18 protein-coding genes are annotated in these 17,474 nt (G+C 71.0%); 15 read left to right on the top strand and 3 right to left on the bottom strand.

Features of this window, described 5'->3' with window-relative positions:
• The first annotated feature begins 39 nt into the window (after positions 1-39).
• A complete protein-coding gene (prfA, locus tag BJ964_RS05215; RefSeq protein WP_188119614.1) occupies positions 40-1,131 on the top strand; it encodes a peptide chain release factor 1 in 1,092 nt (363 codons plus the stop codon).
• Here prfA and BJ964_RS05210 read toward each other — a convergent pair.
• Together BJ964_RS05210 and BJ964_RS05205 are read right to left on the bottom strand one after the other, a co-directional pair.
• A complete protein-coding gene (locus BJ964_RS05210) occupies positions 1,115-2,461 on the bottom strand; it encodes an outer membrane protein assembly factor BamB family protein (protein WP_188119613.1) in 1,347 nt (448 codons plus the stop codon). The genes prfA and BJ964_RS05210 overlap by 17 nt on opposite strands.
• A complete protein-coding gene (locus BJ964_RS05205; RefSeq protein WP_188119612.1) occupies positions 2,458-3,954 on the bottom strand; it encodes a GGDEF domain-containing protein in 1,497 nt (498 codons plus the stop codon). The genes BJ964_RS05210 and BJ964_RS05205 overlap by 4 nt, the downstream gene beginning before the upstream one ends.
• Positions 3,955-4,021: 67 nt before the next feature.
• Between BJ964_RS05205 and prmC the strand changes: the two genes are divergently transcribed.
• From prmC to BJ964_RS05185, 4 genes are read left to right on the top strand one after another with little or no spacing between them, the layout of a single operon-like run.
• Positions 4,022-4,909: a peptide chain release factor N(5)-glutamine methyltransferase gene (gene prmC, locus BJ964_RS05200; RefSeq protein WP_188119611.1), complete on the top strand. Its 888-nt coding sequence runs from the start codon at positions 4,022-4,024 to the stop codon at positions 4,907-4,909.
• Positions 4,910-4,933: 24 nt separating this feature from the next.
• Positions 4,934-5,578 (top strand): L-threonylcarbamoyladenylate synthase, encoded by a 645-nt coding sequence (locus BJ964_RS05195; protein WP_188126796.1) that lies wholly within the window; start codon positions 4,934-4,936, stop codon positions 5,576-5,578.
• A gap of 1 nt (position 5,579) precedes the next feature.
• On the top strand, positions 5,580-6,176 hold the full coding sequence (locus BJ964_RS05190; protein ID WP_188119610.1) for an arsenate reductase/protein-tyrosine-phosphatase family protein: 597 nt from the start codon (positions 5,580-5,582) through the stop codon (positions 6,174-6,176).
• Positions 6,173-7,120, top strand: a complete 948-nt coding sequence (locus BJ964_RS05185) for an L-threonylcarbamoyladenylate synthase (RefSeq protein WP_188119609.1) — start codon at positions 6,173-6,175, stop codon at positions 7,118-7,120. Before BJ964_RS05190 ends, BJ964_RS05185 begins: the two co-directional genes overlap by 4 nt.
• A 6-nt stretch (positions 7,121-7,126) precedes the next feature.
• Here BJ964_RS05185 and BJ964_RS05180 read toward each other — a convergent pair whose 3' ends face one another.
• A complete protein-coding gene (locus BJ964_RS05180) occupies positions 7,127-8,578 on the bottom strand; it encodes an SDR family oxidoreductase (RefSeq protein WP_188119608.1) in 1,452 nt (483 codons plus the stop codon).
• Between the two features lie 81 nt (positions 8,579-8,659).
• Here BJ964_RS05180 and BJ964_RS05175 point away from each other — a divergent pair, with 81 nt between their 5' ends.
• The 10 genes from BJ964_RS05175 (at position 8,660) to atpD (ending at position 17,440) form a co-directional block, all read left to right on the top strand.
• Positions 8,660-9,961, top strand: a complete 1,302-nt coding sequence (locus BJ964_RS05175; protein WP_188119607.1) for a serine hydroxymethyltransferase — start codon at positions 8,660-8,662, stop codon at positions 9,959-9,961.
• A 126-nt stretch (positions 9,962-10,087) separates the two neighbouring features.
• Positions 10,088-10,480 (top strand): hypothetical protein, encoded by a 393-nt coding sequence (locus tag BJ964_RS05170; protein WP_407650789.1) that lies wholly within the window; start codon positions 10,088-10,090, stop codon positions 10,478-10,480.
• A gap of 285 nt (positions 10,481-10,765) precedes the next feature.
• Entirely contained in the window at positions 10,766-10,930 is a 165-nt protein-coding gene (locus BJ964_RS05165) for an AtpZ/AtpI family protein (RefSeq protein WP_229806573.1), read from the top strand.
• 15 nt (positions 10,931-10,945) lie between these two features.
• The gene (gene atpB, locus BJ964_RS05160; protein ID WP_188119604.1) at positions 10,946-11,740 is read left to right on the top strand and encodes a F0F1 ATP synthase subunit A; all 795 of its coding nucleotides are present in this window, start codon (positions 10,946-10,948) and stop codon (positions 11,738-11,740) included.
• A 73-nt stretch (positions 11,741-11,813) separates the two neighbouring features.
• Positions 11,814-12,044, top strand: coding sequence for an ATP synthase F0 subunit C (locus BJ964_RS05155; protein ID WP_188119603.1), 231 nt, complete (start codon positions 11,814-11,816; stop codon positions 12,042-12,044).
• Positions 12,045-12,073: 29 nt separating this feature from the next.
• Positions 12,074-12,607 carry a F0F1 ATP synthase subunit B gene (locus BJ964_RS05150; RefSeq protein WP_188126795.1) on the top strand — a complete coding sequence of 178 codons (534 nt, stop codon included), beginning with the start codon at positions 12,074-12,076 and terminating at the stop codon, positions 12,605-12,607.
• Complete coding sequence (locus BJ964_RS05145; protein ID WP_188119602.1) at positions 12,607-13,428, top strand: F0F1 ATP synthase subunit delta; 822 nt, start codon at positions 12,607-12,609, stop codon at positions 13,426-13,428. Before BJ964_RS05150 ends, BJ964_RS05145 begins: the two co-directional genes overlap by 1 nt.
• A gap of 75 nt (positions 13,429-13,503) precedes the next feature.
• Positions 13,504-15,066, top strand: coding sequence for a F0F1 ATP synthase subunit alpha (gene atpA / locus BJ964_RS05140; RefSeq protein WP_188119601.1), 1,563 nt, complete (start codon positions 13,504-13,506; stop codon positions 15,064-15,066).
• Between the two features lie 2 nt (positions 15,067-15,068).
• On the top strand, positions 15,069-15,998 hold the full coding sequence (locus tag BJ964_RS05135) for a F0F1 ATP synthase subunit gamma (RefSeq protein ID WP_188119600.1): 930 nt from the start codon (positions 15,069-15,071) through the stop codon (positions 15,996-15,998).
• Positions 15,998-17,440 carry a F0F1 ATP synthase subunit beta gene (gene atpD / locus BJ964_RS05130; RefSeq protein ID WP_223149479.1) on the top strand — a complete coding sequence of 481 codons (1,443 nt, stop codon included), beginning with the start codon at positions 15,998-16,000 and terminating at the stop codon, positions 17,438-17,440. Before BJ964_RS05135 ends, atpD begins: the two co-directional genes overlap by 1 nt.
• Positions 17,441-17,474: the final 34 nt, after the last annotated feature.

The raw sequence follows: 17,474 nt of genomic DNA, 5'->3' as shown, positions 1-17,474 counted from the left end.
GCGTGTGGTCCGCTTCTTCTGACGACTTGGAGAGATTCGATGAGCAACGACCGTTTGAGCACGCTTCTCGCCGAGTACGCGGACCTGGAGCGGCGGATGGAGGACCCCTCGATCCACTCCGACCAGGCGCTGGTCCGGCGGGTCGGCCGCCGGTTCGCCGAGCTGGCCCCACTGAACGCCGCGCACCAGGAGCTGGAGGCCGCACGCGCCGACCTGGCCGCCGCGAAGGAGCTGGCCGCCGAGGACCCGGGGTTCGCCTCCGAGGTCGAGGCGGTCGCCGCCACGCTGCCCGCGCTGGAGGAGAAGCTCGGCGAGATGCTGATCCCGCGCGACCCGAGCGACGCCAAGGACGTGATCATCGAGATCAAGGCGGGCGAGGGCGGCCAGGAGTCGGCGCTGTTCGCCGGCGATCTGCTGCGCATGTACACCCGGTACGCGGAACGCCGCGGCTGGGTGGTCGAGGTGATCGACTCACAGGAGTCGGACCTCGGCGGTGTGAAGGACATCTCGGTCGCGGTGAAGACCCGGGGCGTGCCGGAGGGCGGCCACGGGGTCTGGTCCCGGATGAAGTGGGAGGGCGGCGTGCACCGGGTGCAGCGCGTCCCGGTCACCGAGTCGCAGGGCCGCATCCACACCTCGGCGGCCGGCGTGCTGGTGCTGCCCGAGGCCGAAGAGGTCGACATCGACATCCAGGCCGGTGACCTGCGGATCGACGTCTACCGGTCGTCCGGCCCGGGTGGGCAGTCGGTCAACACCACCGACTCCGCCGTCCGGATCACGCACCTGCCCACCGGGACCGTGGTGAGCTGCCAGAACGAGAAGAGCCAGCTCCAGAACAAGGAGTCGGCGATGCGCATCCTGCGGTCCCGGCTGCTGGCACAGGCCCAGGAGGCGGCCGACGCCGCGGCCGGTGACGCCCGGAAGGCCCAGGTCCGTACGGTCGACCGCTCCGAGCGGGTGCGCACCTACAACTTCCCGCAGAACCGGATCACCGACCACCGGATCGGCTACACGGCGTACAACCTGGACCTGGTCCTCGGCGGTGAGCTGGACGGCGTGCTGGAAGCGCTGGCCGCCTCCGACCGGGCGGCCCGCCTGGCCGGGGACCCGGAGCTCAGCCGACGGCAGTGAACGTGATGTCGTTCCCGTCGCGGCAGCCGATGTAGCGGCCGTCGCCGTCACAGAAGCCGTCCCGGCTGATCGGGATGATGCCGAGCACCGCGGATCGGCCGGTGACCAGGTCGAGCCGGCGCAGCACGGCCTGGTTGTAGTCCGGCGGCAGCGCCCGGGACAGCAGCATGCTGCCGTCCTCCCTGTTGTAGTGGACCACGGTGCCGCGGCCGCCGGAGCCGAGCACCCGGCCGTCCGCCGAGCGCAGGACCGTCTGCTGGGCGTTGTCACCGGCGTCGCTGATCAGCATGCGGTCACCGGGCAGGGAGCCGACGTTCACCTGGCCGGGCCGGCGCCAGCGCTCGGTGCCGGTGGCCGGGTCGAGGGCGATGATGTCGGTGCCGGCGACGAGGCAGAGCACCGGGCCGCAGTCCTGCACGTACGGGTTCTCGTCGCTCTCCCGCTCCCACAGCCTCTCCAGGGTGCCCACCCGGTACGCGGTGACCTTGGCGTGATGCTCTGCCAGGTTCTCGGTGACCAGGACCAGACCGGTCGCCGTGAAGAGCGAGCTGCCCCGGCCGGTGGACGGCCGCAGCGGCGTCCACGGCAGGCGGCGGCCCACCACGGTGCCGCCGTCGGCGTAGCGCAGCACGGTCGTCCCGCCGTCCGCCGAGATCAGCACCACGTGCGCCGGGGCCGACCCGTCGACCTGGAGCATCGCGGACTGTGCGTTCTCCAGGCGGCGCTCCCAGAGGAGTTCGCCGTCCCGGGCCCGGACCACCCGGACCGCGGCCAGGCCGTCTCGGTCGTACTCGTACAGCAGGACCGTGCCGCGGGTGTCGGCCCACTCCTGGAAACCGGCGTGCTTCCACAGCGGCGTGCCGGTCGCCGGGTCGAGGGCCGTGACCGTGCCGCCGTAGATCTCCACTCCCCGGCTGCCGTCGTCGTACTGGACCTCGACGGTCTGCTCGTTCCCGGGGATGAGCAGCACCTCCTCGTTCTGCCCGCCGCTCAGCCAGCTCACCTGGCCGCCGGTCACCCGGACCCAGCGGACCTCACCGGTCGCCAGGTCGTACGCCGTGAGCTCGGCGCCGCCCGGGCGGGCGCGGTGCACGAAGGCGAGATCGCCGCGGATCGCCATGGTGTCCGCCTGGCCGAACGGGACCGACCACAGCCGGCGGAACCCGGCCGGGCCGGGCGGCACCGAGGCGCTCAGCAGCACGGCGCAGAGCAGGGAGAGGCCGATCAGCACGAGACGGCGGACGGTGCCCCGCTGGAACTCGGGCGCCGGCTCCGGGTCCGGCGGCTCGGCCGGAATCCTGCTGACGTCGCCCAGCTCGATCACGGTCACGTCGGCTTTCGGCTCGCCGCGGCGGCCGCCAGCGCGGCGCTCAGGCCACGGCCGTGGGAGCCGATCTCGGACCAGCCCGAGGCCAGCCCGATCGGTGTGCCCGGGACCAGGGCCTGCCAGTTCTCCGCGGTCGCGGCCGCGCCGATCCGGCGGGACACCTCGGCCGCCTGGTGCGGGCCGGCGCCCGGCAGGACCAGCACGAACTCGTCGCCGGCGAAGCGGGCCACGAAGTCGCCGCGGCGCATCACCCGGTGCAGCACCCCGGCGATCCGCTGAAGGACCAGGTCTCCGCAGTGCCGGCCGTGCCGCATGTTGACCGAGGTGAACCCGACCACGTCGCAGACACCGACCGCGGCCCGTTCGCCGCGGGACAGCAGGGTGTCCACATACCGCTCCAGCTGGCGGCGGTTGGGCAGCCCGGTGAGCGGGTCGGTGAGGGTCTCGTCGCCGTACCGGCCGGGGTCGCGGTGGGTCTCCTGGGCGTCCAGCCGGGCGGCGACACCGTCCAGATAGCCGTCGCGGAGCTGGTCGATGCGCAGGGCGGCGAGACGGAACGCGTACCGGTCGGCGGCGTGCGCGGCGGCGTGGTCGCCGGCGCTGGCGTGGCAGATGCTGCGCAGCCGGGCCGGCTCGGGCGCGCCCAGCACCTCGGCCGAGACCGGCACCGCCTGGAGCATCGACAGCGCCCGCTCCGGCCGGCCGCCCGCGATGGTCAGGCAGACCGCGCCGAGATGCCGCAGGTCCCGGGTCCGGACGCTGTCGCCGCCGCCGGTCAGCCAGCGGGCGGCGTCGGCGCCGGTCGGCTCGCCCAGGGCGGCGCGGCGGGCCAGCGCGTAGCCGTAGACCGCCCGGCTGCCCGGGCGCAGCTGGTCGGTGGCGACGTAACGGGACAGCTCGGCGTCGATGTCGCGCAGCACCCGCAGGCAGCCGTCGGTGTCGCCCTGATGGTCCAGCGCCACGGCGTTGCGCAGCCGGATGCCGGGCGCCGCGAACACCTCGGAGGCCAGGCCGGCCGCCGCGCCGACCTCCCGGGCCTGCTCGATGGCGATCAGCGCCTGGCCGTGGAAACCCAGGTACGAGTACGCCATGGCGAGATCGTGCCAGCCCCACGCGGTTTCCGAGTCGCGTTCCGGGACGGCGGCCAGCGCCCGCGACGCCTGCACCAGGTGGGTGACGCCGCGGTCCAGGTTGCTCTGCAGGTGGGCGCCGAGGGCCGCGAAGGCGTGCATCTGGCCGCGCAGATAGGGGTCGGGCACCTCGCGGACCGCCTCGGCGGCGGCGGCCATCGCGACCGCCAGCTCGGCCACCCGGCCCAGGTTGATCAGCGCGCCGAAACGCTGGACCAGCGCGTACGCCCGGGTGGTCGGGTCGGAGGCGGAGGAGAGCACGGCGTCGAGGATCGGCAGCGCCTGCGCGGACTGCCCGTTCTGTTGCAGGTGTCCTGCGCGGCGCAGGTCCTCGACGTGTTCCGCGAGCTGGTCCAACCAACTCACCAGGCGCCTCCCACGGCCTCGGCGGGTCGCCCGCTACCCCGCGTGCGCGACGTCCCATGATTATGCCGTGACACCGCGACACGAACACCCCCGCGAAGGCACGGATCGGGCCCGTCTGGCGCCGGTCCTGACATCGGCCACCGCCGACCTCGCCGCGGCCGGGGTCTCCTCCCCACGGGTCGACGCGGAGCTGCTGGTCGCGCACGTGCTGGGGGTGCCGCGCGGGCGCCTGCTGCTGATCGACTCGATCCGGGCCGCGGAGGTGGACCGGTTCCGGGAGCTGGTCGCCGCGCGGGCCGGCCGGATCCCGTTGCAGCACCTGCTCGGCACGGCCGCGTTCCGGTACGTGGAGCTGGCGGTCGGGGACGGCGTCTTCGTACCGCGCCCGGAGACCGAGCTGCTGGCCGGCTGGGGGGTAGCCCGGACCGACCCGGGCGCCGTCGTGGTCGACCTGTGCAGCGGCAGCGGCGCGATCGCGGTGTCGATCGCCGACGAGACGAAGGCCGGCCGGGTGATCGCCGTGGAACGCTCACCGGCCGCGCTGACCTGGCTGCGCCGCAACACCGCCGCCCATCCGGTGATCGAGGTGGTGGCCGGGGACGTCACCGACCCGGGACTGCTGTCCGAACTGCACGGTGCGGTGGACGTGTTGCTGTGCAACCCGCCGTACGTGCCGGACGGCACCCCGGTCCCGCCGGAGGTCGCCGGTCACGACCCGGCCGAGGCGGTCTTCGGCGGCGGCGACGGCCTGACCGTGATCCGGCCGGTCATCGAGCTGGCCGCGGCCCTGCTCAAGCCGGGTGGCTCGGTCGGGATCGAGCACGACGACGCGCACGGTGAGTCGGTGCCCGCGCTGCTGCGGGCCGACGGCCGCTTCGTCGAGGTGGCCGCGCACGACGATCTCACCGAGCGTCCCCGCTACGCGACCGCCCGCCGCCGGTGGGAGACCGGCTAGGCGCATGGCAGACTGCATCCCGTGATGCTCTACGACTGCTCCACCGTCACGGACCGGGACCGTGGCATCGCCGCCGCGGTCGAGGCGGCCAAGAGTGGCGAGCTCGTGGTGATCCCCACCGACACGGTCTACGGCGTGGGCGCCGACGCGTTCACCCCGCACGCCGTCAACCAGCTGCACCACGCCCGCGGCTCGGACCGCCGGGTGCCGCCGCCGGTGCTGGTCGGCTCGCGGCACACCCTGGACGGGCTGGTGTATTCGCTGCCCCGCGCGGCCCGGGAGCTGGCCGACGCGTTCTGGCCGGGCGCGCTCACCATCATCGTGGAGCACTCGCCCAGCCTGACCTGGGATCTCGGCGACACCGGCGGCCAGGTGGCGGTGCGGATGCCGCTGCACCCGGTGGCGCTGGAGGTGCTGCGCGAGGTCGGCCCGATGGCGGTCACCGCGGGCAACAAGATCGGCTCGCCCGCGCCGCTGACCGCCGAGGAGGCCCGCGACCAGCTGGAGTACACGGTTCGCGTCTACCTGGAGGCCGGCCCGGCCGCCGACCCGGCGCCGAGCACGATCGTCGACGTCACCGGCGATCTGCCCCGGGTGCTGCGGGCCGGCGCCATCCCGCTCGAGAAGCTTCGTGACGTGGTTCCGGACATCATCGATGGGCAGGCCTGATTTGCCTCCGTTCACCGTTCTGCACGTCTGCATGGGCAACATCTGCCGCTCCCCGATGGCGGAGCGCCTGCTGGCCCGGGCGGTCCGGGACCGGGCCGGCGACGCCGACGGCGGCACGCTGATCCGCAGCGTGAGCGCCGGCACCGGCGGCTGGCACGAGGGCGAGGAGATGAACCCGCCGGCCGCCCGGCTGGTCCGTGCCCGCCGCGGCACCGACGAGGACTTCCTGGCCCGCAAGCTGCGCGGCGACTTCATCGACGACGCCGACCTGATCCTCACGGCCACCGCCGACCAGTACGACTACGTGGTGGCGCTGCGTCCCGAGGCGGCCGAGCGCACCTTCGTACTGGGCGAGTTCGGTCGCCTGCTCGGCGCGGTCAACGCCGCCGGGCTGCCGCCGGCCGAGGCGAAGCCGGAGGCGGTGCACGCCCGCGGTGTCGCGATCGTCGAGCAGGTTTCCACGCTGCGCGGGCCGGAGGCGCCGCAGGCCGCCGACGACCTGGACGACCCGTGGGGCCGTGGCGACCAGACCTTCCAGCGGGTGGCCGACGAGATCGAGGACACCACGATGCCGCTCGCCGCCTTGCTCCTCCCATGAGCACGGTGATTCAGCCCGACGCCGACGGACTGCGCCGGGCCGTCGAGATCCTGCGCGCCGACTCGGTGGTGGCCTTTCCCACCGAGACCGTCTACGGGCTCGGCGCCCACGCCTTCTCCGAGAAGGCGGTCGCCGAGATCTACCGGCTGAAGAACCGTCCCACCTGGAACCCGCTGATCGTGCACGTCGCCGACGTGGCCGCGGCCCGGGAACTGACCGACGAGTGGCCCGACCGGGCGGACGAGCTGGCCGCCCGGTTCTGGCCCGGCCCGCTGACCCTGGTCGTGCGGCGGGCCGCGCACCTGCCCGGCATCGGCGCGTCCGACGACACCGTCGCCGTCCGGGTCCCGGCCCACCCGGTCGCCCTCGACCTGCTGCGGGCCTCCGGCCTGCCACTGGCCGCGCCCAGCGCGAACCGGTCCGAGGGCATCTCGCCGACCACCGCCGGCCACGTGGTCCGCAGCCTGCCCGACGTTCCGCTGGTCCTCGACGGCGGCACCTGCTCGTGGGGCATCGAGTCGACGGTCCTGGACGTGACCGGTGACGTGCCACGACTGCTCCGGCCGGGCGCTCTCGGCCTGCGGATCCTGCGGGACGCCTCCGGGACGATCGCCCTGCCGGAGTCGGAGACCGCGGACGGCGTGGCGCGCCCCTCGCCGGGCATGAGCCGGCGGCACTACGCGCCGCGCGCCCGGGCCATCCTGTGCAAGGACGTCCGGGACGTGGACCGGTCCGGCCTGGCCGAGCCGATCGCCACCCTGGTGTACGAGGGGAGCGACGGCACCGAGGTCCTCTCCGCCGACCCGCGGGAGTACGCCGCCGACCTGTACGCCGCCCTGCACCGCCTGGACGACGCCGGAGTCGCGACGATCCTGGTGCAGGAGCCGCCGCAGACCGAGGACTGGCTGGCCGTACGCGATCGTCTGAGCCGCGCGGCGGCCTAGAAAGGCCTAGCGTGTCTCCGCGGTCCGGGTGATGTTGCGGGCCATGCCGTTGAAGACGATGCCGTGGAAGGGCAGCACCGACGCCCAGTAGAGGTGCCCGGCCAGCCCGCGCGGCAGGAAGACGGCCCGCTGCCGGTAGACGCTCCGGCCGTCCTCGCCGCGGCACACCCGCATCTCCAGCCAGGCCCGCCCCGGCACCCGCATCTCGGCGCGCAGCCGCAGCAGCGAGCCGGGTTCGATCTCCTCGACCCGCCACCAGTCCAGGGCCTCGCCGACCCGGAGCCGGTGCCGGTCGCGCCGGCCGCGCCGCAGCCCGACGCCGCCGGCCAGCCGGTCCAGCCAGCCGCGCACCGACCAGGCCAGCGGGAACGAGTACCAGCCGTTCTCGCCGCCGACGCCCTCGATGACCCGCCACAACCGGTCGGGTGGTGCGTCCACCGGGCGGGACCGCTCGTCGACGTAGACGGTGCCGCCGGACCACTCCGGGTCGGTGGGCAGCGGCTCGGCGGCGGCGTCCCGGCCGGCGGCGCTGGACCAGCGGGTCTCCACATCGGCGTCGCGGATCTTGCCGAGGGCCCGGCGCACCGCCTCGTCGAAGCCCATCGGCTCGGGGCCCGGCAGCAGGGCGGCCAGGTCGTTCTCGCGGGCCACCGCCTCGTGGACGAGGCTGGCCACCAGCGGGCGGGCGATGGCGTTCGGGACCGGCGTGATCAGGCCGACCCAGTGGGCGGACAGCCACGGGCTGAGCACCCGGGTGGGCAGGATGACCCGGCGGGGGAGCCCGGCCACCCGGGCGTACCGCTGCATCATCTCGGCGTAGGTGAGCACGTCGGCGCCGCCGATGTCGAAGCCGCGGCTGACCTCCGGCGGGAGGGCCGCCGCGCCGATCAGGTAGCGCAGCACGTCCCGTACCGCGATGGGCTGGATCCGGTTGCTCACCCACCGGGGCGTGACCATCGCCGGAAGCCGTTCGGTGAGATGGCGCAGCATCTCGAAGGACGCCGACCCGGAGCCGATGATCACCGGCGCCCGCAGCACCACGGTCGGCACCCCGCTGTCCAGCAGGATGCGGGCCACCTCGGCCCGGGAACGCAGGTGAGCGGAGGGTCGCTCATGTGCCGGCGGCTCCGGGCCGCCGAGATAGACGATCCGGCGTACGCCCGCCGCCCGCGCCGCCGCCGCGAAGTTGCCGGCCGCCTCCCGGTCGAGCCGCTCGAAGTCCTTGCGCCCGAGCGAGTGGACCAGGAAGTAGGCCACGTCGACGCCCTCGAACGCGGCCGGCAGGGTGGCCGGGTCGGACAGGTCGGCCTCGGCGACCTCTACCCGACCGGCCCACGGCACGTCCCGGAGACGGCCGGCGCCGCGGGCGAGACAGCGGACGTCGTACCCGGCGTCGAGCAGCCGGGGAGCGAGCCGCCCGCCGATGTATCCGGTGGCTCCGGTGACCAAGCACAACATGACTGCTGAGTGTGCCCACAAAGTGACCCTCCGAAGCAATATGCTCGGGACCGGCAGGCTCCTCGAGCTCGGGAGGCCAGGGTGAGCACCTTCTGGGGGCCGGACTTCGCAGCGCTGGAACGCGAGGATCCGGAGATCGCCGACGTGCTCGTCGAAGAGGTGGCCCGCCAGCGGGACACGCTCCAGCTGATCGCGAGCGAGAGCTTCACCTCACCGGCGGTGCTCGCGGCACTCGGTTCCACACTCGCCAACAAGTACGCCGAGGGCTACCCCGGGGAGCGCTACTACGGCGGCTGCGGGCAGGTGGACCGGGCCGAGCGGCTCGCCGTGGAGCGGGCCCTGGACCTGTTCGTGGCCGAGCACGCCAACGTCCAGCCGCACTCCGGCACGTCGGCGAACCTGGCGGCCTACGCGGCGCTGGCCGAGCCGGGCGACGTGGTCCTGGCCATGGGGCTGCCGCACGGTGGGCATCTCACCCACGGCAGCAAGGCCAGCTTCTCCGGCAAGTGGTTCCACCCGATCGCGTACCGGGTGACGCCGGAGACCGAGGAGATCGACTACGACGAGGTCCGCGACCTGGCCCTCGCGCACCGGCCCAAGCTGATCATCTGCGGCGCCACCAGCTACCCCCGCCTGATCGACTTCGCCCGGTTCCGGGAGATCGCCGACCAGGTGGGCGCGTACCTGCTGGTCGACGCGGCGCACTTCATCGGCCTGGTGGCCGGGCGGGCGGTGCCCTCGCCGGTGCCGTTCGCCGACGTGATCACCGGCACCACCCACAAGGCGCTGCGCGGGCCACGCGGCGGCATGATCCTGTGCCGGGCCGAGCTGGCCCAGCGGATCGACAAGGCGGTCTTCCCGTTCGCGCAGGGCGGCCCGATGATGCACGCCGTGGCGGCCAAGGCGGTCGCCTTCCGCGAGGCGGGCACCCCCGACTTCCGGGGGTACGCGAACCAGACCGTCCGCAACGCGCGGGCACTGTGCGCCGGGCTCGCCGCCGAGGGGATGCGCCCGGTCACCGGTGGCACCGACACCCACCTGGCCGTGCTGGACCTGCGCGATCTGGGCGTGACCGGCCGGGAGGCCGAGGCGCGTTGCGCCCGTGCGGGCATCGCGCTCAACAAGAACGCGGTTCCGTACGACCCGGAGCGTCCCGCCGTGGCCTCCGGTGTCCGGATCGGGACGCCGAGCGTCACCTCGCAGGGGATGCGGGAGGGCGAGATGCGGCGGATCGCCGGTCTGATCGGCCGGGCGGTGACCATCGACCCGGACACCGGGGCCGGCGCGGCGGCGCTGCGCGAGGTGGCGGCCGAGGTCCAGGAAATCGTCGGCGCTTTTCCGCCCTATCCACTCGACGCCGAATTGCTGGCGAATTCCCGGTGAGAATTCCGGAACGGTCCCCTGAACGGGCGTTTTGGGGCGGATAGGTGACGTGGGTGGTAGCGTGGCGCGCCGCCCATCGAGCCGGAATTCGGTGAGCGGGCGCCGAGGGAGGTCGTGGTGAATCAGGTGGCGGCGGATCCGCGCTGGCGGGTGGAGCACCTGCCGTTCCTGTCGGCGGTCTCGGCGGCGCTGATGCTCTGCGCGGCCTCCGCCGGTTTCCTCTACGGCGGACCGCAGGGCGCCCTGGGCGCGGCCGCCGGGGTTCTGGTCGTGACCGTCAGTTACAGCATGTCCACGCTGGTGATCGCGTGGGCGGACACCGTACGGCCGGCTCTGCTGATGCCTCTCGGGCTGCTTACCTATGTGGTGAAATACACCCTGTTAGGGATAATCCTGGCATTCGGGGTCACGTCCGATTGGCCGGGACGTCTTCCGCTCGGATACGGGATCGTCGCCGGGGTCGTGGTCTGGACCGGGGTTCAGGCTTGGTGGATGTACCGGCGGACTTCGCGAAAGTGATCTAGAGCACCGCATAGTCCCTGGTCAGGTTGGTGGGAAACGGTCAAGCCGCCACGATCCGGTGACCCCGGAGCACGTGCCGTGTTCCGTTTTGGCGCGACAGGAGTACCGTGTCCAGACAGTTGCGAGACCCCTGACGCCTGGACAACTGCGGTTGTGCGGGGGGTCCCGCTTAGCTTCGTGTTTCCTGCTGATATCGTTCGGGCCGTCATGACCGGCCAGAAACCTCCCCACGAATCGCGCGGTGACAACGGTTCGGACCCACCTCCCGACACGGGTGTGGGCATGACCGCGGTCTCCTACCTCATCGCGGGCATTCTCGTGTGGGGCGGGATCGGCTGGCTGGTCGACCACTACGTCTTCGAAACCGAGGGCATCTTCGCCGGAATCGGCGCGGTTCTCGGCGTCGCCGGTGGTGTGTACCTCATCGTGCGCCGTCTCGGCGCCTGACAGGAAAGGGCTACGGTGACCGGTCAGTCGATCGTCCTCGCAGCGGATGTTCCGTTCCCGCCGAGCGTCGAGGACTTCTACCTGCCCAGCATCCTGCCGTGGGGCGCTCACGACAATTACTGGTTCACCAAGATCACTTTGCTGGTCTGGCTCACGGTCGCCATTCTGATCGTCTTCTTCCTGGCGGCGAACCGGAAGCCGCAGCTCGTCCCGACAAAGGGGCAGTGGCTCGCGGAGAGCATCTACGGCTTCGTGCGGAACAACGTGGCGGTCGACATGATCGGCCCGGCCGGCATCCGCTTCGCGCCGTACCTCACGACGCTGTTCATGTTCATCCTCCTGAACAACTTCTGGGGCATCGTGCCGTTCGTGCAGATGTCGCCGAACTCGCACATTGCCTTCCCGGCGGTTCTCGCGGTGATCAGCTATGTGATGTTCATCTATGTAGGCATCCGGCACCACGGCTTCTTCAAGTACTTCAAGCACGCCCTGGTCCCGCCGGCGCCGTGGTTCATCCTGCCGCTGCTGGTCCCGATCGAGCTGTTCTCGAACTTCATCGTCCGGCCGTTCTCGCTGGCCGTCCGTCTGTTCGCCAACATGTTCGCCGGTCACATGCTGCTGCTCGTCTTCACGCTCGGCGGCTTCGCGATGATCAGCGCGAACGGCTGGCTGGCGCCGGTCTCGGTGCTCTCCTGGGCCCTCACCATCGCGCTGACCATGCTCGAGTTCCTGGTGATCTGCCTCCAGGCCTACGTCTTCACGGTGCTGACCGCGAGCTACGTCCAGGGCGCGCTCGCCGACGAGCACTGAGCAAGTACCGAACGAGTAACACCCCGTTGTCGTCCCGCGTGACAGTCACGCGAGATACCAGGAGGAATTAGCAATGGACCTTGTCGCCGCCGTTGAGGGCAGCACCGCCGCCATCGGTTACGGTCTCGCTGCGATCGGCCCCGGCATCGGTGTTGGTCTGGTCTTCTCGGCTTACATCCAGTCGACCGCCCGTCAGCCCGAGTCGTCCCGCCTGACCCTGCCGTACGTCTGGATCGGCTTCGCCGTCATCGAGGCCCTCGCCCTGCTGGGCATCGCGTTCGGCTTCATCTGGGCCGGCAACTGATCTTCGACCTCGACTAGGAGGTTCCCATGATCGAAGTGATTCTCGCCGAGGGTACCGAGCACAGCCCGATCGTCCCTGTCTGGCAGGAGATGGTGGTCGGCGCCGTCGCGTTCGCGGTGCTCTGCTTCGTGCTGATGAAGTTCGTCTTCCCGCAGATGGAGAAGACGTTCAAGGCTCGCGTCGACGCGATCGAGGGCGGCATCAAGCGTGCCGAGACCGCGCAGGCCGAGGCAAATCAGCTGCTCGAGCAGTACAAGGCGCAGCTTTCCGAGGCGCGGACCGAGGCCGCTCGCATCCGCGACGAGGCCCGGGCCGACGCCGAGGGCATCCGGCAGGATGTGCTGACCAAGGCTCGCGAGGAGTCGGACCGCATCATCGCGGCCGGCAACGAGCAGCTCACCGCCCAGCGCGAGGCCATCGTCCGGGAGCTCCGGTCCGAGGTCGGCACGCTCGCGGTCGACCTGGCCAGCAAGATCGTCGGTGAGGCTCTCGCCGATGAGGCGCGCACCCGTGGCACTGTCGAGCGGTTCATCGCCGACCTCGACACGGCGGGACAGCGCTGATGGCGTCGAGCGTAAGCCGCGAGGCCTACGGCGAGGCGTCGGACCAGCTCGCCGCGAGCACGACAGCGGCGACGGCCCCGCAGCTGGCGACGGTTGCCGACGAGATCCTGTCGGTGGCCGGCCTGCTGCGGGCCCAGCCCCGGCTGCGCCGGGCGCTGACCGACCCGTCCCGGCCCGGTTCCGACCGTGCCGACCTGCTGCGGTCGCTGCTCTCCGGCAAGGTCTCGGAGACCACGGTGAACGCGGTGGCCGCCCTGGTGGCCGGCCGTTTCTCCCGTCCGGCCGAGCTCCTCGACGCCACCGAGCGGCTGGGCGTGGACGCCCTGCTCGCCTCGGCGGACCGCGAGGGCAAGCTGGCCGACGTCGAGGACGAGCTGTTCCGGTTCGGCCAGATCGTCTCCGGCGACTCCCAGCTGGCCGTCACACTCAGTGACGCCAGTGCGCCGGTCGAACCGCGGGTTAAGCTGGTGCAGGACTTGCTCAAGGGCAAGGTGCACGGCGCCACGGGCCGGCTCGCCGAGGTGGCGCTGACCGGCTTCGGTGGTCGTGGCTTCCAGGCCTCGCTGACCCGGCTCGTCGAGGTGACCGCCGCGAAGCGGGACCGCGAGGTGGCGTACGTGACGGTTGCCAAGCCGCTCACCGACGCCGACGAGCAGTCCATGACCGCGAAGTTGTCCGCCCTCTACGGCCGCGAGGTTTCGCTGAAGGTGGACGTGGACCCGTCGGTTCTCGGTGGTGTCAGCGTCCGGGTCGGCTCCGACCTCTACGACGGCACGGTCCTGCGCAAGCTGAACCAGGCCAAGCAGGCGTTCGCTAAATAGTCGTTTCCCCTCGATTTCCATCGAGAAGCCCCCTCGGCGGCGGTGACGTCCCGAGCTAGACAGAGAAGGCAGAGGATGGCCGAGCTGACCATCTCCTCGGACGAGATCCGGGGGGCGCTAGAGCGCTACGTCTCGTCCGCTACGACCGACCTCACCCGTGAAGAGGTCGGCATCGTCTCCGACGCGGGTGACGGCATCGCGCACGTCGAGGGTCTCCCCTCGACGATGGCGAACGAGCTGCTCGAATTCGCCGACGGCACCCTGGGTGTCGCGGCGAACCTCGACGTCCGCGAGATCGGCGCCGTGATCCTGGGCGACTACGCCAACATCGAGGAGGGCCAGCCGGTCAAGCGCACCGGCCGGGTTCTCTCCGTCCCGGTCGGCGACGCCTTCCTGGGCCGCGTGGTCGACGCCCTGGGCAAGCCGATCGACGGTCTCGGTGAGATCGCGAACGAAGGCTTCCGCGAGCTCGAGCTCCAGGCGCCGAACGTGATGGCCCGTCAGCCGGTGAAGCAGCCGCTGCAGACCGGTATCAAGGCGATCGACGCCATGACGCCGATCGGCCGTGGCCAGCGCCAGCTGATCATCGGCGACCGCAAGACCGGTAAGACCACGGTCGCGATCGACACGATCATCAACCAGAAGGCGAACTGGGACTCCGGCGACCCGGACAAGCAGGTCCGCTGCATCTACGTGGCGATCGGCCAGAAGGCCACCACCGTCGCCAGCATCCGGGGCACCCTGGAGGCGCAGGGCGCGCTGGAGTACACGACCATCGTCGCCGCGCCCGCGTCCGACCCGGCCGGCTTCAAGTACATCGCCCCGTACACCGGCTCGTCCATCGGACAGCACTGGATGTACAACGGCAAGCACGTCCTGATCGTCTTCGACGACCTGACGAAGCAGGCCGAGGCGTACCGTGCCGTGTCGCTGCTGCTGCGCCGCCCGCCGGGCCGTGAGGCGTACCCGGGTGACGTCTTCTACTTGCACTCCCGCCTGCTGGAGCGCTGCGCCAAGCTCTCCGACGAGCTGGGTGGCGGCTCGATGACCGGTCTGCCGATCATCGAGACGAAGGCCAACGACATCTCGGCCTTCATCCCGACCAACGTCATCTCGATCACCGACGGCCAGATCTTCCTCGAGACGGACCTGTTCGCCTCGGGTGTGCGCCCGGCCATCAACGTCGGCACCTCGGTCTCCCGGGTCGGTGGTTCGGCGCAGGTCAAGGCGATGCGCTCGGTCTCCGGCCGGCTGCGTCTCGACCTGGCCCAGTTCCGTGAGCTGGAGGCCTTCTCGGCCTTCGCCTCCGACCTGGACCGGGCGTCGCGTGCCCAGCTCGAGAAGGGCGTCCGCCTGGTCGAGCTGCTCAAGCAGCCGCAGTACTCGCCGTACTCGACGGTCGACCAGGTCATCTCGATCTGGTCCGGCACCACCGGGCAGCTCGACGACATTCCGGTCGCTGACGTGCGCCGCTTCGAGCAGGAGTTCCTGCAGTGGTTCAAGCAGCACAACAGTGACGTCTACACCGCGATCGAGTCGACGAACCTGCTGAGCGACGACAACGTCGAGAGCCTGAAGGCCGGCGTCGTCGAGTTCAAGAAGGTGTTCCAGGGCGGCTCCACCGAGAGCGGTAGCTAGGCATGGCCGGTCAGGTACAGGCGCTGCGGCGGCGTATCCGAACCGTCAAGTCGACCAAGAAGATCGCCAAGGCGCAGGAGCTGGTCGCCACCAGCCGGATCGCCAAGGCGCAGGAGCGGGTGAACGCCTCCCGGCCGTACGCGCAGGCGATCACCAAGGTCCTGGGCGCCCTGGCGACCAACGCGTCGGTCGACAACCCCCTGCTGGTCGCGCGTGAGCGTGTCCAGCGGGCGGGTGTCCTGCTGATCACCAGTGACCGGGGCCTGGCCGGCGCCTACAACGCCAACGCCATCCGTACCGCCGACCAGCTGATCGCTCAGCTGAAGTCGGAGGGTAAGGAGGTCGCGGTGTACATCGTGGGCCGCAAGGGCTTCGGTTTCTACCGGTTCCGCGGCCGGCCGGTGGCCGCCAGCTGGACCGGCTTCTCGGAGCGCCCGTCGTTCGCCGACGCCAAGCGCATCGGCGACGCCCTGATCGAGGCGTTCGAGGCCGGTTCCGACGCGGACGGCACGTTCGGCCCGGAGAACATCGAGGGCGTCGACGAGCTGCACATCGTGAGCACCGAGTTCAAGTCTCTGATGACGCAGACCGCCAACGCGAAGCCTCTCGCGCCGGTACAGGTCGAGCAGCAGGAGGAGAAGTCCTCCGAGCTCAAGGCGGCCTACGAGTTCGAGCCGGAGGCGGACGAGCTGCTCGACGCGCTGCTGCCGAAGTACCTCAACACGCGTCTCTACGCGGCGTTGCTGGACTCGGCGGCCAGTGAGTCGGCCTCGCGCCGTCGGGCGATGAAGAGCGCGTCGGACAACGCCGACGACCTCCTCAAGCGGTACACGCGCGAGATGAACTCCGCGCGGCAGGCTGCGATCACCCAGGAAATCAGTGAGATCGTCGGCGGCGCCAACGCGCTGGCCGCGGCGGGAAGTGATGTGTGATGACTGCTGTAGCTGAGCCCACCAAGGCGGAGACCGCTGTCGGCCGCGTCGTCCGGGTCATCGGCCCGGTCGTCGACGTCGAGTTTCCCCGTGACGCCATGCCGGCCATCTTCAACGCGCTGCACGTGGAGGTCACCCTCTCCGGCGGCACCAAGAAGCTGACCCTGGAGGTCGCCCAGCACCTGGGTGACAACCTGCTCCGCGCCATCTCGATGCAGCCGACCGACGGTATGGTCCGGGGCGCCGAGGTCAGCGACACCGGCGCGCCGATCTCGGTGCCGGTCGGTGACGTGACCAAGGGCCACGTGTTCAACGCCCTCGGTGAGGTGCTCAACGTCGACCCGTCGACGCTGGACATCCAGGAGCGCTGGTCGATCCACCGCCAGCCCCCGCCCTTCGCGGACCTCGAGCCGAAGACCGAGATGCTGGAGACCGGCATCAAGGTGCTCGACCTGCTCGCGCCGTACGTGCGTGGTGGCAAGATCGGCCTGTTCGGCGGCGCCGGCGTGGGCAAGACGGTGCTCATCCAGGAGATGATCATCCGGGTCGCCCGTAACTTCGGTGGCACCTCGGTGTTCGCCGGCGTCGGCGAGCGCACCCGTGAGGGCAACGACCTCATCCTGGAGATGGAGGAGGGTGGCGTTCTCGACAAGACCGCCCTCGTCTTCGGCCAGATGGACGAGCCGCCGGGCACCCGTCTGCGGGTCGCCCTGACCGCCCTCACCATGGCGGAGTACTTCCGGGACGTCCAGAACCAGGAGGTGCTGCTCTTCATCGACAACATCTTCCGGTTCACCCAGGCCGGTTCCGAGGTCTCCACCCTGCTCGGCCGTATGCCGTCGGCCGTGGGTTACCAGCCCACCCTGGCCGACGAGATGGGTCAGCTCCAGGAGCGGATCACCTCGGTCCGGGGCAAGGCCATCACCTCGCTCCAGGCGATCTACGTGCCCGCCGACGACTACACCGACCCGGCGCCGGCCACCACGTTCGCCCACCTGGACGCGACCACCAACCTCGAGCGGTCGATCTCCGACAAGGGCATCTACCCGGCCGTGGACCCGCTGGCCTCCAGCTCGCGGATCCTCGCGCCCGAGTTCGTCGGCGCCGAGCACTACACGGTCGCCCGTGAGGTGCAGCGGATCCTGCAGAAGTACAAGGACCTGCAGGACATCATCGCCATCCTCGGTATGGACGAGCTGTCCGAGGAAGACAAGGTCACGGTCGCCCGGGCCCGTCGTATCGAGCGGTTCCTGTCGCAGAACACCTACGCGGCGGAGCAGTTCACCGGTGTTCCCGGCTCGACGGTTCCGCTCAAGGAGACCATCGAGGCCTTCAAGAAGATCGCCGAGGGTGAGTACGACAACTTCCCCGAGCAGGCCTTCTTCATGTGCGGTGGCCTCGAGGACCTCGAGAAGAACGCGCACGAGCTGATGAAGGGCTGATCCAGCCCGCACGCTGTGGGGCCGCGCCGGCATA

The organism is Actinoplanes lobatus (assembly GCF_014205215.1).
GTDB classification, from domain to species: domain Bacteria; phylum Actinomycetota; class Actinomycetes; order Mycobacteriales; family Micromonosporaceae; genus Actinoplanes; species Actinoplanes lobatus.
Note: the sequence above shows the minus strand (reverse complement) of the source record. Positions and strands in the feature narration are given on the sequence as shown.

What these genes read in the sequence shown, in the direction of transcription:
- prfA (WP_188119614.1), top strand. Translation starts at nt 40, where the DNA reads ATGAGCAACGACCGTTTGAGCACGCTTCTCGCCGAGTACGCGGACCTG.
- BJ964_RS05195 (WP_188126796.1), top strand. Translation starts at nt 4,934, where the DNA reads ATGCTCTACGACTGCTCCACCGTCACGGACCGGGACCGTGGCATCGCC.
- BJ964_RS05185 (WP_188119609.1), top strand. Translation starts at nt 6,173, where the DNA reads ATGAGCACGGTGATTCAGCCCGACGCCGACGGACTGCGCCGGGCCGTC.
- BJ964_RS05180 (WP_188119608.1), bottom strand. Translation starts at nt 8,578, where the DNA reads ATGTTGTGCTTGGTCACCGGAGCCACCGGATACATCGGCGGGCGGCTC.
- BJ964_RS05165 (WP_229806573.1), top strand. Translation starts at nt 10,766, where the DNA reads ATGACCGCGGTCTCCTACCTCATCGCGGGCATTCTCGTGTGGGGCGGG.
- BJ964_RS05155 (WP_188119603.1), top strand. Translation starts at nt 11,814, where the DNA reads ATGGACCTTGTCGCCGCCGTTGAGGGCAGCACCGCCGCCATCGGTTAC.
- BJ964_RS05145 (WP_188119602.1), top strand. Translation starts at nt 12,607, where the DNA reads ATGGCGTCGAGCGTAAGCCGCGAGGCCTACGGCGAGGCGTCGGACCAG.
- atpA (WP_188119601.1), top strand. Translation starts at nt 13,504, where the DNA reads ATGGCCGAGCTGACCATCTCCTCGGACGAGATCCGGGGGGCGCTAGAG.
- BJ964_RS05135 (WP_188119600.1), top strand. Translation starts at nt 15,069, where the DNA reads ATGGCCGGTCAGGTACAGGCGCTGCGGCGGCGTATCCGAACCGTCAAG.
- atpD (WP_223149479.1), top strand. Translation starts at nt 15,998, where the DNA reads ATGACTGCTGTAGCTGAGCCCACCAAGGCGGAGACCGCTGTCGGCCGC.